Origin of the sequence: Aeromicrobium sp., assembly GCF_014378035.1 — a bacterium.
Classification (GTDB): Bacteria; Actinomycetota; Actinomycetes; order Propionibacteriales; family Nocardioidaceae; genus Aeromicrobium.
This window is the reverse complement of sequence record NZ_JACMOM010000292.1, coordinates 1-14230: the sequence shown is the minus strand read 5'-3', so window position 1 is coordinate 14230 and position 14230 is coordinate 1. Positions and strand designations below refer to the sequence as shown.

Annotated in this window: 16 protein-coding genes and 1 tRNA gene; 14 read left to right on the top strand and 3 right to left on the bottom strand. The window is 65.1% G+C overall.

Annotated elements, in window-relative coordinates:
* Positions 1–265: 265 nt before the first annotated feature.
* Genes H7290_RS15375 through H7290_RS15365 form a run of 3 tightly spaced genes read right to left on the bottom strand, consistent with a single transcriptional unit; the run spans position 266 to position 3153 of the window.
* Positions 266–652 (bottom strand): DUF4190 domain-containing protein, encoded by a 387-nt coding sequence (locus tag H7290_RS15375; protein ID WP_290514895.1) that lies wholly within the window; start codon positions 650–652, stop codon positions 266–268.
* Positions 653–658: 6 nt separating this feature from the next.
* The gene (locus tag H7290_RS15370) at positions 659–1702 is read right to left on the bottom strand and encodes an adenosine deaminase (protein ID WP_290514894.1); all 1044 of its coding nucleotides are present in this window, start codon (positions 1700–1702) and stop codon (positions 659–661) included.
* Between the two features lie 44 nt (positions 1703–1746).
* The gene (locus H7290_RS15365) at positions 1747–3153 is read right to left on the bottom strand and encodes an NAD-dependent malic enzyme (RefSeq protein WP_290514893.1); all 1407 of its coding nucleotides are present in this window, start codon (positions 3151–3153) and stop codon (positions 1747–1749) included.
* A gap of 203 nt (positions 3154–3356) precedes the next feature.
* On the opposite strand from H7290_RS15365, the gene H7290_RS15360 reads away from it, so the two are divergent.
* The 14 genes from H7290_RS15360 to H7290_RS15295 form a co-directional block, all read left to right on the top strand.
* A tRNA-Trp gene (locus H7290_RS15360) sits at positions 3357–3429 on the top strand.
* 35 nt (positions 3430–3464) lie between these two features.
* Positions 3465–3686 (top strand): preprotein translocase subunit SecE, encoded by a 222-nt coding sequence (secE, locus tag H7290_RS15355; RefSeq protein WP_290514892.1) that lies wholly within the window; start codon positions 3465–3467, stop codon positions 3684–3686.
* A 28-nt stretch (positions 3687–3714) separates the two neighbouring features.
* Entirely contained in the window at positions 3715–4515 is an 801-nt protein-coding gene (gene nusG, locus H7290_RS15350; protein WP_290514891.1) for a transcription termination/antitermination protein NusG, read from the top strand.
* Positions 4516–4567: 52 nt separating this feature from the next.
* Entirely contained in the window at positions 4568–4996 is a 429-nt protein-coding gene (gene rplK / locus H7290_RS15345) for a 50S ribosomal protein L11 (RefSeq protein ID WP_290514890.1), read from the top strand.
* 105 nt (positions 4997–5101) lie between these two features.
* The gene (gene rplA, locus H7290_RS15340) at positions 5102–5815 is read left to right on the top strand and encodes a 50S ribosomal protein L1 (RefSeq protein WP_290514889.1); all 714 of its coding nucleotides are present in this window, start codon (positions 5102–5104) and stop codon (positions 5813–5815) included.
* 76 nt (positions 5816–5891) lie between these two features.
* On the top strand, positions 5892–6773 hold the full coding sequence (locus H7290_RS15335; RefSeq protein ID WP_290514888.1) for a hypothetical protein: 882 nt from the start codon (positions 5892–5894) through the stop codon (positions 6771–6773).
* A gap of 256 nt (positions 6774–7029) precedes the next feature.
* Positions 7030–7695, top strand: coding sequence for a 50S ribosomal protein L10 (gene rplJ, locus H7290_RS15330; RefSeq protein ID WP_290514887.1), 666 nt, complete (start codon positions 7030–7032; stop codon positions 7693–7695).
* A 53-nt stretch (positions 7696–7748) separates the two neighbouring features.
* Positions 7749–8138 carry a 50S ribosomal protein L7/L12 gene (gene rplL, locus H7290_RS15325; protein WP_290514886.1) on the top strand — a complete coding sequence of 130 codons (390 nt, stop codon included), beginning with the start codon at positions 7749–7751 and terminating at the stop codon, positions 8136–8138.
* 320 nt (positions 8139–8458) lie between these two features.
* Complete coding sequence (locus tag H7290_RS15320) at positions 8459–9418, top strand: ABC transporter ATP-binding protein (protein ID WP_290514885.1); 960 nt, start codon at positions 8459–8461, stop codon at positions 9416–9418.
* Between the two features lie 53 nt (positions 9419–9471).
* On the top strand, positions 9472–10191 hold the full coding sequence (locus H7290_RS15315; protein ID WP_290514897.1) for an ABC transporter permease: 720 nt from the start codon (positions 9472–9474) through the stop codon (positions 10189–10191).
* A 42-nt stretch (positions 10192–10233) separates the two neighbouring features.
* Positions 10234–11028, top strand: coding sequence for an ABC transporter permease (locus H7290_RS15310; protein WP_290514896.1), 795 nt, complete (start codon positions 10234–10236; stop codon positions 11026–11028).
* Positions 11029–11031: 3 nt separating this feature from the next.
* On the top strand, positions 11032–12468 hold the full coding sequence (locus H7290_RS15305) for an MCE family protein (RefSeq protein WP_290514884.1): 1437 nt from the start codon (positions 11032–11034) through the stop codon (positions 12466–12468).
* Positions 12465–13568 carry an MCE family protein gene (locus H7290_RS15300; protein WP_290514883.1) on the top strand — a complete coding sequence of 368 codons (1104 nt, stop codon included), beginning with the start codon at positions 12465–12467 and terminating at the stop codon, positions 13566–13568. The genes H7290_RS15305 and H7290_RS15300 overlap by 4 nt, the downstream gene beginning before the upstream one ends.
* Positions 13565–14230 (top strand): MCE family protein (locus H7290_RS15295; RefSeq protein WP_290514882.1); only part of this gene is annotated, 666 nt, incomplete at its 3' end. The genes H7290_RS15300 and H7290_RS15295, both read left to right, overlap by 4 nt.

Genomic DNA, 14230 nt, shown 5'->3' with positions numbered 1-14230 from the left:
TCTGGCGGCGGTGGCTTCGGTGGCGGCGGGGGCCGGTCTGGCGGTGGCGGGGGTGGCTACGGCAGGGGTGGGGGGGGGGGGGGGGGGTCCCGGGGGGGGGGGGGGGGCGGCGGGGGGGGGGGGGGGGGGAGGCCCCGCCGTAGCCGGCCGGGTACTGGCCACCCGGCGGTGGGGTGGGCTCCTGGTCCGGCGGGGGCGGGTACTGCGATGCGTCGTCGCTCATGGCGTCACCTTTTCACAATTGCACCGTCGTGCGCGAAGCGCGCTACGGGACGTAGTCGCCTCCCTGATGAGCGATGATCACCACTCCCGCGACGATCAGGATCAACAGGAACAGCGCTGCCGCGAGGATCGCCGTGCCGATCATGCCGAGGATCATGCCTACGGTGGCCTCGCCGCTGCGCGACCACCGCTGGGGTTCGCGGTCGGCCTCCCGCCGCGCCATCGCGCCGTAGTACCAGGCGAGGGGGCTGAGCATGGCCGGGACGACCAGCACGAAGGCCCCGACGACACCGAGGATGCCGAGCACGAGCGCAGTCGTCGCACGCGGATGCGCGGGCAGAGGAGCGGGTCGCTGGTACTGGGCCGGTGGGTATGGCGGGAAGTACTCGGATGGCGGGTACTGCTGAGGCGGGGGGTCCGGCGACGTCATCGGGTCTCAGCCTTCCGTCGGAGGGGATGCGGCCAGCCATGCATCGATGCCGGTGAGCGCGGCGTGGACCCGCTCTGTCGGAGCGTACGACCTGCGCACCGACATGCGGGCGAGATCGGCGAGCTCGACGTCGCTGAAGTCTTGAGCGGCACGCAGCACGGTGTACTGACCGGCGAGGCTCGAGCCGAACAGGAGCGGGTCGTCTGACCCGAGCGACACGTCGATACCCGCCCCGACCAGCGTGCGCACGGGCACCTCCTCGAGGGTGCTGTACACGCCGAGCGAGACGTTGGACGTCGGGCAGACCTCGAGCGCGACACCCAGGGTCGCGATTCGCTCGAGCACCGCGGAGCTCTCCGCTGCCCGGACTCCGTGGCCGAGCCGGTCGGGGTGCAGGTGGTCGAGGCACTGCGTCACGTGTGCGGGCCCGCGGAGCTCTCCGCCGTGGGGGACGAGCGCGAGCCCGGCGCGCTCGGCAATCGCGAAGGCCGGGCCGAAGGCGGTCGTGTCGCCGCGCCGCTCGTCGTTGGAGAGGCCGAAGCCCAGGACCCCCCGACCCACGTACTGTGCCGCGAGCCGGGCCAGCGTCCGTGCGTCGAGGGGGTGGCGGGTGCGGTTGGCTGCGATCACCACACCCATGCCGATGCCGGCCCGGTCGGAGGCGTCCCGTGCCGCGTCGATGACGAGGTCCGTGAAGGCGGTGATGCCACCGAAGCGGGCGGCGTAGCCCGACGGGTCGACCTGGATCTCGGTCCATACCGATCCGTCGGACGCGTCGTCGAGAGCCGCCTCGAGCACCAGCCGCCGAACATCGTCCTCGGTGCGCAGGACAGACCGCGCGACGTCGTAGAGGCGCTGAAAGCGGAACCAGCCCTTCTCGTCCATCGTGCTCAGCTCGGGCGGCCAGTCATCGGACAGAGACGCCGGAAGCCGGATGCCGTCACGTTCGGCGAGCTCGAGCAGCGTGGCATGGCGCATCGATCCGGTGAAGTGCAGGTGCAGGTGCGCCTTGGGAAGCTCGTGGAGCGAGCGCACTCCTGATTCACTCACCGGCACGCAGTCATCCTGCCACCGGGGCGCAGCGCTGGTCGACGCTAGCCAGCCGTTCCGCTGTTGGCGAGCGCGCTCGCCTTTCGGACGGCCGTTGCGACCCGCTTGTGAACCTCCGGGTGAAAGACGCTCGGGACGATGTAGTTCGCGTTGAGCTCCTCCGCCGTGACGGTGGCGGCGATGGCGTCGGCTGCGGCCAGGAGGATGTCCATGCCGATGCCGTGGCTCTGTGCGTCGAGCAGCCCGCGGAAGATGCCCGGAAACACGAGGACGTTGTTGATCTGGTTGGGGTAGTCCGAGCGGCCTGTGGCGACCACGGCGGCGTGCCGGCGGGCGATGGCGGGGTTGATCTCCGGGTCAGGGTTGGCCAGAGCGAACACGATCGAGTCGGGAGCCATCGACTCGACGTCCTCGGCAGTTATCAGGTTGGCCGCGCTGACGCCGATGAACACGTCGGCGCCCGGAAGCACGTCCCGCAGGGTGCCGGGGCGCGCGTCGGCGTTGGTGTGGGCGGCGATCCACTCGAGCGACTCATCGAGCCCGTCACGTCCGGAGTGGACGACGCCGGCGACGTCACACACCACGACGTGAACGGCTCCGGCGTGCAGCAGGACCTTGAGCACTGCGCTGCCGGCTGCGCCCGCGCCGGCGAGCACGATGCGCGCGTCGCCGATGTGCTTGCCCACGACCTGAAGAGCGTTGCGCAGCGCGGCGAGCACGACGATGGCCGTGCCGTGCTGGTCGTCATGAAACAGGGGGATGTCGAGACGGGCGCGCAGCCGGGCCTCGATCCCGAAGCAGCGCGGGGCAGAGATGTCCTCGAGGTTGATGCCGGCGAAGCCGGGAGAGATGGCTGCGACGGTCTCCACGATCTGGTCGACGTCCTGCGTGTCGAGACAGATCGGCCATGCGTCGATGTCGGCAAAGCCCTTGAACAGCGCTGCCTTGCCTTCCATGACCGGCAGAGCGGCGTACGGCCCGATGTTGCCGAGACCGAGGACCGCCGACCCGTCGCTGACGACCGCGACGCTGTTGCGCTTGACGGTGAGACGACGCGCGTCATCCTTGTCTGCCGCGATCGCCAAGCAGATGCGGGCGACCCCCGGCGTGTAGATCATCGAGAGATCGTCGCGGTTGCGGAGCGGGTGTTTCGTCGCTGTCTCGATGACCCCACCGAGGTGCATCAGGAAGGTGCGGTCGGACACCTTGTGGATCTCGACATCGCTGATCGCCTCGAGCGCCGACACGATGAGCGCCGCGTGGTCGGTGTCGGACGCCGCGCAGGTCAGGTCGATCCTCAGGGCGTCACTTCCCGACGCGGTGACGTCCAGCGCCGTCACGAGTCCGCCCGATCGCTCCACCGTCGACGTGAGCTCGCCGACGGCCGGCCCCCCCGACGGGACCTCGAGGCGGATCGTGATGGAGTAGGTGATGCTGGGTTCGGTGGCCATGCCGCCAGCCTAGAACCTGATGGGAACCTCAGATTTCCACCCCGGGCGCCCACGCTGCCGCGTCACGACATCGGCCGCGCGGCGCGGCCCGGCCTCGGTTCGACGGAGGCAGCCGCGACCACGTACACTTGCTGAACCGGTGAATTTTCACTTTGGATTGTCATGCCCTCACCAGGGTCTGGCTCCTTGAAACAAATTGACTGAGGGCAGTAGCTCAACTGGCAGAGCATCGGTCTCCAAAACCGAAGGTTGGGGGTTCAATTCCCTCCTGCCCTGCGAGACACGACAATGAGGAACGATGAAGGAGAACCGTGAGCGACCGTCACGAGCTGGCCGGTAAATCCGGCAAACGCACGTCTCCGACCACGTTCTACCAACAGGTCATCGCCGAGCTCCGCAAGGTGGTCTGGCCGACACGCCCCCAAGTAATCAACTACTTCTGGGTCGTCCTCGTCTTCGTGCTCGTCATGATGGCCATCGTCGCCGGTCTCGACTACGGCTTCGGCAAGGCCATGTTCGCGATCTTCGCTTAGCGTCCGACCAGCAACTCAAAGGAAAACAGTGACTCAAGGCATCGACCCCTCCACCAGCTCTGAGACCGACGAGGTCACCGAGCCGGAACTCGACGCGCCCGCGAGCGAGGTGGACGCCGTCGAGGAGACCGCCGCTCCAGTCGACGAAGCGGCAACGGACGAAGCGGCAACGGACGAGGGCACCACTCCCGAGGACGAGCCCGCAGATGGTCCGGTCGAGGACGCCTTGCAGGAGTTCAAGGATCGTCTCTACAGCCAGTTCGGTGACTGGTACGTCGTTCACACCTACTCCGGCATGGAGAAGCGGGTGAAGTCCAACCTCGAGAACCGCGTCACCTCGCTCAACGCCGAGGACTACATCTTCGAGGTCGTCGTGCCGACCGAAGAGGTCGCCGAGATCAAGAACGGCCAGCGCAAGCTGGTCAAGCGCACAGTGCTTCCTGGCTACGTCCTGGTCCGCATGGACCTCACCGACGAGTCGTGGGGCGTCGTGCGCCACACCCCGTCAGTCACGGGCTTCGTGGGCAACTCCCACCAACCCGTGCCACTCAGTCTTGCCGAGGTGGAGAGCATGCTCGCCCCGGCAGTCGAGGCAGAGGTCGCAACCGCGTCCGACAGCCCCGATCAGCAGCAGGCGAAGGCCTCCAAGGTCGAGTTCACCGACTTCATCGTCGGAGACTCGGTCATGGTCGTCGACGGACCGTTCGCCACGCTTCACGCCACCATCACGGAGATCAACATCGACGCTCAGAGGGTCAAGGCCCTCGTCGAGATCTTCGGCCGCGAAACCCCGGTCGAGCTCAGCTTCACCCAGATCCAGAAGGTCTGAGCCACCCGGTTCTCATCAGCACCAACCCTTCAGTCAAACAAGGACTCAAGAAATGCCTCCCAAGAAGAAAGTCGCAGCCATCGTCAAGGTGCAGCTGCAGGCCGGTATGGCCAACCCGGCGCCGCCAGTCGGCACCGCGCTCGGCCCCCACGGCGTCAACATCATGGAATTCTGCAAGGCCTACAACGCGGCCACGGAGTCCATGCGTGGAAACGTCGTCCCGGTCGAGATCACGATCTACGAAGACCGCACCTTCACCTTTGTCACGAAGACGCCTCCGGCGGCTGAGCTGATCAAGAAGGCAGCGGGACTCAAGAAGGGCTCGGCCGTCCCGCACAAGGACAAGGTCGGCAAGATCACCAAGGACCAGATCCGCGAGATCGCCACGACCAAGATGCCCGACCTCAACGCCAGCGACATCGATGCCGCCATGAAGATCGTCGAGGGCACAGCGCGCTCGATGGGCGTCACGACCGACTGACACCGCACCGACGAAGTACTGCACCACCCACCTCCAGAAGTAGTGGCAGGGCCAGCTGGGCCCGTACAGACCACGACTGGTCAGACACAAGAAGGAAGAAACCAGATGGCACAGCACAGCAAGGCGTACCGCGCGGTCGCCGACAAGATCGACAAGGACAGCGTCTACACGCCGCTCCAGGCCACGACGATGGCCAAGGAGTCGGGAAGCAAGAAGTACGACTCGACGGTCGACGTCTCGATCCGCCTGGGTGTCGACCCTCGCAAGGCCGACCAGATGGTGCGCGGCACCGTCAACCTGCCGCACGGCACCGGCAAGACCTCCCGGGTCCTGGTGTTCGCGACCGGGGCCAACGCCGATGCAGCACGTGAGGCCGGCGCCGACTTCGTCGGTGCCGACGAGCTCGTCGACAAGGTCAATGGCGGCTGGCTCGACTTCGATGCCGTCGTCGCGACGCCTGACATGATGGGCAAGGTTGGCCGACTCGGCCGTGTGCTCGGCCCGCGCAACCTGATGCCGAACCCCAAGACCGGAACCGTGACGCCTGATGTCGCGAAGGCCGTCAGGGACATTCAGGGTGGCAAGATCGAGTTCCGCGTCGATCGCCACGCCAACCTGCACTTCGTGATCGGCAAGGCGTCATTCTCGGCCGAGCAGCTCGCCGACAACTACGGCGCTGCGGTCGACGAGGTCCTGCGCCTCAAGCCGTCCAGCTCCAAGGGCCGCTACGTGCAGAAGATCACCGTCTCGACGACCAACGGTCCCGGTGTGCCTGTCGATCCGAGCCGTACCAAGAACTACGCCAACGACGAGGCCTGAGCCGCGTCACCAGGCCACGGCTCGTGTGGTTGCCGACGCCGATGCGACGACAGGCTGTCTGTCCTATGCTGTCATCATGAAGCGACGACTCGGGCCCATCTCGGCAGCTGCTCCTCTCGTCCTCGCTGCCGGGCTCACACTGAGCGCATGCGGCAAGCAGGCGGAGTCGAACGCGGACAGGCCGGAGTCGTCGTCGGCGTCCGCGCCGGTGAAGGCCAACGACACGACCCTGACGAGGGCCACCTTCGCGTCGGCCATCACTGCTGCTCTGCTCCGGGCGAAGACGAGCCACATCTCGATGGCGATCGAGTTCGGCGGACAGAGCATCGAGGCCGAGGGAGACGTGTCGATCGGCTCATCCGTCGCCGACACGTCGATGGCGCTGACGCTGGATCTGGGCGCGGCAGGAGCAGCAGCGGGAGCAGCGGGTTCACTCGACATGCGCCTCATCGACGAGACGTTATACCTGAAACTCGGTCCGATGACCGACAACAAGTTCGCGGTGATCGACCTCAAGGATGACTCGAGCCCGATCGGCAAGCAGTACTCCCAGCTCGTCGACCAGATGGATCCGTCCAAGCAGCTCGAGCAGATCGAGGCCGCGTTGGTCTCGATCGACAAGAAGGGCACACCGATCACGATCGATGGGGTCGACTCGCAGCCCTACGTCATCGTCATCGACACCACCAAGATACCGGGCATGTCAGCCTTGGCCGGTGACGCGGCCTCCGCGCTGCCTGACACGATCACGTTCACGATGTTTGTGAGCAAGGACAACCTGCTGCGCCGCTTGGCAGCTGAGGTGGCCGGCTCCAGCGTCAAGGTCGACTACACCAGGTGGGGCGAGAAGGTCGACGCCAAGGCGCCCGCGGCCGGCGACATCACTGACAAGGACCTCGAGTCACTCCTCGGTGGCGCGACCACCGCGAAGCGGCTGAGCACGACCAAGCTGCACTGACGTCCACCGCACCCAGCCGCGTCGGCGATTTGGTGTGACCGGTGAGGTGCTCTATCCTTGACAAGCCGAAGACCGCTGGTCGGCAGCTCTCACGAGTTGCTCCAAGCGCCCGAAAGGGTGGCCCGCGCAGGATCACGACACAGATGCAGTTACATCGCGTCCCGTGGCCTTGCGCCCGGGGCGCTTTTTCGTGTCGGGTCCGTGTTCGCACACGGAGTCGCAGTCCTCGCACACCTCATGTGCTGGAAGGAGACCCATGGCACGCCCGGACAAGACAGCAGCCGTCGCTGCACTCGCGGAGAGTTTTCGCGAGTCCAACGGTGCTGTTCTCACCGAGTATCGCGGTCTCACCGTGAAGCAGCTCCAGGAGCTGCGGCAGAACCTCGGTGAGAACGCCAGCTATGCCGTCGCCAAGAACACGCTCACCAAGATCGCCGCCAAGGACGCTGGGGTGGAGATCGAAGACTCTCTGCTCACCGGTCCCACCGCGATCGCCTTCATCAAGGGCGATCCGGTTCTGGCAGCGAAGAGTCTGCGTGACTTCGCGAAGGTCAACACACCGCTCATCATCAAGGGAGGCTTCCTTGACGGGAAGACCCTCACTGCCGATGAGATCAAGAAGCTGGCCGACCTCGAGTCGCGCGAGGTCCTCCTCGCCAGGCTCGCAGGTGGCATGAAGGCCAGCATCACGAGCGCCGCGTCGCTGTTCAATGCCCCGCTGATGCAGGCTGCCCGAGTTCTGGGTGCCCTGCAGGCGAAGGCCGAGAGCGACCCGTCGATCCTGGCAGCGGGCCCCGTGCCTGCCGCCCCTGTCGAGGAAGCCCCTGCGGCCGAGTCGACAGACGCAGTGACCGAGGCCGAGGCACCCGCCGACGCCGCCCCTGTCGAAGCGTCTGCTGACGCCGAGACGACCGAGGGCTGAAAGCCCGATTCACATCGGGACCCCCTCGGGGTCTCCAACGAAAGGACGCCACCATGGCGAAGCTCAGCACCGGCGATCTGCTGGATGCATTCAAGGAAATGACCCTCATCGAGCTCTCCGAGTTCGTCAAGGAGTTCGAGGACACGTTCGACGTGACCGCGGCCGCTCCTGTCGCCGCTGCTGCCCCGGCTGCTGCCGGTGGCGCCGCTGCGGGCGACGACGCCGCCGAGCAGGATGAGTTCGACGTCATCCTCGAAGGCGCCGGCGAGAAGAAGATTCAGGTCATCAAGGAGGTCCGTACCATCACGGGCCTCGGTCTGAAGGAAGCCAAGGACCTCGTCGAGGCGGCCCCGAAGCCTGTCCTCGAGAAGGCCAACAAGGAAGCTGCCGCGAAGGCCAAGGACGCCCTCGAGGCGGCTGGCGCCTCCGTCACCGTCAAGTGACACACGGCTAGCCTGAAACACCGTTTGATCTGCACGAAAAGGGCGCCCCTCCTTCGGGAGGGGCGCCCTTTTGCAATCAGTGCGCACGATTTTTCTTCTGTGATATGTGGCTCTTCACACATTTGTGACTCGGAGTTACCTAGGGTATGTTTCACCGAATCCGTCGCTTGTTACCCGTCAGTCACAGCGTGTACGGAAGTTCGTAACCTCGTTTGCGAATTCTCGTTATGTTCTGTGTCTCCGGTCACAGCGGCCTAAGATGAACTAATTTTTCGGCCGGCAGTCGTCGGCAAACCGCGGGACGCAGGGAGGGACCATCCGTGGGAGTAGAAGTCGTCGTCGAAGGTTTGACGAAGAAGTTTGGTAGCGCGCTCATCTGGAAGGACGTCTCTCTGACGTTGCCGGCTGGTGAGATCTCGGTGATGCTCGGCCCGTCGGGTACCGGCAAGTCGGTGTTCCTCAAGACCCTGATCGGTCTGCTCAAGCCCAATGAGGGGCATGTGTGGATCGAGGGCACTGACATCGCCAACTGCAAGGAGAAGGATCTCTACGAGATCCGCAAGCTGTTCGGTGTGCTGTTCCAGGACGGCGCGATGTTCGGCTCGATGGACCTGTTCGACAACGTCGCCTTCCCCCTCAGGGAGCACACCCGCAAGTCCGAGTCCGAGATCCGCACCATCGTGATGGACAAGATGGAGCTCACCGGGCTGGTAGGCGCGGAGAACAAGCTTCCCGGAGAGATCTCCGGCGGCATGCGCAAGAGGGCCGGTCTGGCCCGTGCATTGGTGCTCGACCCTGAGATCCTGCTGATCGACGAGCCCGACTCGGGTCTGGACCCGGTGCGCACGTCCTACATCAACCAGCTCTTCATCGACTTGAACGCGCAGATCGACGCGACGTTCCTGATCGTGACCCACGACGTCAACACCGCGCGAACGGTGCCTGACAACATCGGCCTGCTCTACCACAAGCACCTGGCGATGTTCGGCCCGCGCGAGATGCTCCTGACCTCCGACGAGCCTGTGGTTGCGCAGTTCCTCAACGCCCAGACGGTCGGCCCGATTGGCATGTCCGAGGAGAAGGACGCCGACGAGCTTGCTTCGGAGAAGGGCATCGAGATGCCGCCCCTGCCTCCCGTGCCGATGCAGCTCGAGCCGTCCGACGGACGTCCGCGTCGCGCCCAGCGCGAAGCAGGCGCCTGGTGCCGAGACAACAACGTGGCAGCTCCTGCGGGATCCTTCGGAGAGAAGATGCCTCTGGCAGCCGGCGGTGCTGCGTGAGCGCGGCTGTCGTCACCGGCCCCGCGAGGGTTGCCGGTAATCTCTTCGCCTTCATGCTCGATGTGATGGTGGCGCTGTTCCGGCGGCCGTTCCAGCTCAAGGAGTTCCTCCTGCAGGCCTGGTTCATCGTCAAGGTGACGATCGTCCCGACGGCCTTCGTGTCGATCCCGTTCGGCGCGGTCATCGCGTTGCAGGTCGGCGGACTCATCAAGCAGTTCGGCGCCCAGTCGTTCACCGGGTCTGCGGCGGTGCTCGCGGTCGTCCGTGAAGCAGGGCCGATCGCGTGTGCGCTGCTGATCGCGGGCGCAGCAGGTTCGGCCATTGCCGCCGACTTTGGCGCCCGGCGCATCCGTGAAGAGCTCGACGCCATGATGGTGCTGGGCATCGACCCGATCCAGCGCCTCGTCGTCCCTCGTGTGCTGGCCTGCATGCTGGTCGCGGTCTTCCTCAACGGTCTGGTCACGGTCGTCGGCGTCGCCGGCGGATACGTGTTCAACGTCGTGCTGCAAGACGGAACCCCTGGTGCCTATCTGGCGTCGTTCACCGCGCTCGCCCAGCTACCAGACATGTATCAGGGCATGGTCAAGGCACTCATCTTCGGCTTCCTCGCCGCCATCGTCGCGTCCTACAAGGGCATGAACGCCAAAGGCGGCCCCAAGGGCGTCGGCGATGCGGTCAACGAAGCCGTGGTCATCACGTTCACCCTGCTGTTCATCGTCAACTTCTTCATCTCGGCGATCTACATCCAGCTCGTCCCACCCAAGGGGATGTGACCCGTGGCCGACAACAAGCTCGCCGCTGTCTACGAGCGCCCGATGGAGTCGTTGGACTCCCTCGGACGCCAGATGCTGTTCTACATCCGGGTGTTCCGCTCGATCCCGCGCACGATCGCCAACTACCGCAAGGAGATCGTTCGCCTGCTTGCCGAGGTTGCTCTCGGGTCCGGCTCGCTCGCCGTCATCGGCGGCACCGTCGGCGTCATCACGGCGATGTGTTTCTTCACCGGCACCGAGGTCGGAATTCAGGGCTACGCGGCCCTCGACCAGCTCGGCACCGCGGCCCTCACCGGCTTCGTCTCCGCGTACTTCAACACCCGTGAGATCGCGCCGATCGTGGCGGGTATCGCGTTGGCGGCGACCGTCGGCTGCGGGTTCACCGCCCAGCTGGGCGCCATGCGCATCAGCGAGGAGGTTGACGCCCTCGAGACCATGGCGATTCCGTCACTGCCGTTCCTCGTCACGACCCGTGTGCTCGCGGGTCTCATCGCGGTCGTGCCGCTCTACATCGTCGGCCTGCTCTCCTCGTACTTCGCCACCCGACTCACCATCACCAAGATCAACGGGCAAAGTCCGGGTACCTACGATCACTACTTCACGACGTTCCTTCCGCCTGGCGACGTGTTGTGGTCATTCGTCAAAGTTCTGATCTTCGCCATCGTGGTCATCCTGATCCACTGCTACTACGGCTACTACGCCAGCGGCGGACCCGCCGGTGTGGGTGTGGCTGTGGGCCTCGCCGTCCGTACGTCCATCGTCGCCATCAACGTGGTCGATCTGCTCGCCTCGATGGCGATCTGGGGCACGAACGTCACCGTCAGATTGGCGGGCTGACTCATGGCTCGTACCCCCTTGCTCGAACGCTCCGGGTCACTGAAGATCCTCGGTGCGGCGTTCCTCGCCATGGTGTTGTTCGCCCTCTGGGTCAGCTACGCCTTCTTCACCAAGGCCTTCGTCGACTACGACCCCGTGACACTCAAGACCGACACGACCGGCGTCAACCTGCCGCAGAATGCCGACGTCAAGCTGCGCGGAGTCATTGTGGGCGAGGTTCGCAAGGTGTCGCCCGACGGTGACGGGGTCAAGCTGCTGCTCGCCATGAAGCCCGAGCTCATCGGCGACATCCCCCAGGGAGTCACGGCGCAGCTGATCCCCAAGACCCTGTTCGGTGAGAAGTACGTCGCGCTCATCCCGCCGAACACTGACATCGCCGGTGGGGCGACGCTCCAGGCCGGCGACACGATCACGAAGGCCGATGTACCGATCGAGGTCGAGACGTTGCTCAACGACCTCTACCCGCTGCTCGACGCGGTCGACCCGGCCAACTTGTCCTACACCCTGAGCGCCGTCTCCACGGCGTTGGAAGGTCGCGGCACGAAGCTCGGCACCACGCTCGTCACCCTCAACAGCTACCTGAAGAAGACCAACCCGGACGTTCCCGAGCTCATCACCGACCTCACGAAGCTCGGCACGGTCTCTGACGGCTACGCCGCCGCGCTGCCTGACCTCGGTCGCCTGCTGCGCAACACCGTGGTCACGGGCAACACGATCGTCGCCAAGAAGTCGCAGCTGACGGCCTTCTTCGACGAGGGGACGCGCCTGTCGAACAGCCTGACCGACTTCACCACGAAGAACGGCGACGACCTCGTGACGCTGGCCCGCGACGGCCGCCCGGTGCTGGAGACGATCGGACGCTACTCCACCACCTTCCCGTGCTTCCTCGGTTCGATGCGCAAGATCATCCCGCGTCTCGACAGCGCCTTCCGTGGCGGAACCCTGCACATCAACGTCGAGGTCATCAAGCAGCCCACTCCGTACGACGCCAACGAGAACGCCGCCGTCACGAAGGCCAAGCTCGACAAGGCCTCCTCGACAGCACCGGCCAAGAACGGCAAGGACATTCGGGCCACCAACGCCGCAGCTCCGACGTGCCTCGACCTCAACCAGATCAACAAGGGTCAAGAGGCGAAGTACTCCTCACACGAGAAACCGTTCAAGGTGCCCGCCGACGTCTACAAGCTCGTCAACGTCAAGAAGACGCACTACAAGTTCGGCACGTCTGATGACTTCTCCAAGAACCGCAGTGCGGCGTCGAGTGCCTCGCTCGAGGACCTCGTGCAGCCGAGCATCTACGGCATCGACTCCGTCAGCCAGCGGTCAGAGCTCAAGATCCTGCTCGGGACGAGCTTGGGAATGAAGCCGTCGAGCGTGCCGGACATCGGCTCGCTCCTGGTCAGCCCGGTACTGCGTGGGTCGGAGGTGTCGCTGCGATGAAGCAGATCGATCGCGAGTCAATATCCGCCCTCGTCAAGCTGGGCATCTTCTTCGCCCTCACCGGCATCTCGACCCTGATCCTCGGGCTCACCCTGAGCAACGGCTCGATCTTCGCCGATCGCACCGAGTACAAAGCGATGTTCACCGATGTCACCGGCATGGCCAAGGGCGATGACGTGCGCATCGCCGGCGTCGCGGTGGGGTCGGTCAAGAAGGTCGAGGTCGTCAAGCGCGACAAGGCACTCGTCACGTTCGGCGTCGACGCCGACACACCGCTCACCGCCAACACCAATGCCACCATCAAGTTCCGCAACCTGGTGGGGCAGCGCTACATCTCCCTCACCCAGGGCGCCGACGGAGCCAAGACCATTCTGAGGGCCGGCAGCACGATCCCGCAGAGCCGTACGCAGGAGGCGCTCGACCTCAACGTCCTGCTCAACGGGTTCAAGCCCGTGTTCCAGGCCTTGTCACCGAGCGACACCAACAAGTTCGCCTACGAGATCGTCCAGACGCTGCAGGGCGAGAGCGGCAACGTCGAGAACCTGCTTGCGCGCACGTCGTCCCTGACGAACACCCTCGCCGGACGCGACAAGCTCATCGGCGACGTGATCACCAACCTCAGCGAGGTGCTCGACACCGTCGGCAGCCGCGACAAGGAGCTGACGGACACCATCGACACGCTGCAGCAGTTCGTCACCGGACTCAAGGACGATCGAGACGCGATCCTCAACTCGATCGACGGCATCTCCAACCTCACCGACGAGACGTCCGACCTGCTCGTGCAGGGTCGTCCCGCGCTGACCGAGGACATCACCCAGCTCAACGCGCTGACCAAGAACCTCAGCACGAAGAAGAATCTCAGCACACTGACCACCACGATCAAGATCCTGCCGATCAAGCTCTCCAAGCTCGGCAACCTCTCCTCGTCCGGCAGTGAGTTCAACTTCTATCTCTGCAACATCAGGGGCAAGATCACGCTCCCGAAAATCACAGCCAACGGAGCCAACCTCACGGACAAGCCCACCGAGCTCGACCTGGGCGGCGCCCAGGGCATCGACACCGGCGGAGAGCGCTGCACACAGCCGGGGTACAAGAAATGAAACCCTTCCACGAGCGCAACCCGGTGATCATCGGCATCATCGGCATCTCCCTCATCGCCCTGCTGATGCTGGGCGCGTTCCGGGCCGACCGGCTGCCGATCATCGGCAGCGGCGACACCTACCATGCCGACTTCGCCGAGATCGGTGCGCTGAAGGGTGGCAACGAGGTGCGCGTCGCCGGTGTCTCGGTGGGCAAGGTCGGCGACATCGAGCTCAGGGGAAACAAGGTTCGTGTGACCTTCAAGATCGACAAGGGCACCGGCTTCGGCACCGAGACCGGCGCTGACATTCGCATCCGCACCCTCCTGGGGGCGGAGTTCCTTGCCCTCACACCCAAGGGTCCCGGGCAGATGCCCAAGGGCAGCACCATCCCGATGGAGCGGACGATCGCCCCCTACGACGTCGTGCAGGCCTTCTCCGAGCTCAGCAAGACGACTGACGAGATCGACGTGCCGCAGCTCTCGAAGGCCCTCGACACGCTCGCGAAGGTGTCGGCCGACACGCCCGAGGAGTTCCGCGGCGCGATCCAGGGGGTCTCCGACCTCTCGCGCAACCTCGCATCGCGCGACGGCGAGATCAACACGCTGCTGGTCAACCTGAAGAAGGTGTCTGGCGTCCTCAACTCGCGCAGCGACCAGCTCGTCACGCTGTTCAAGGATTCT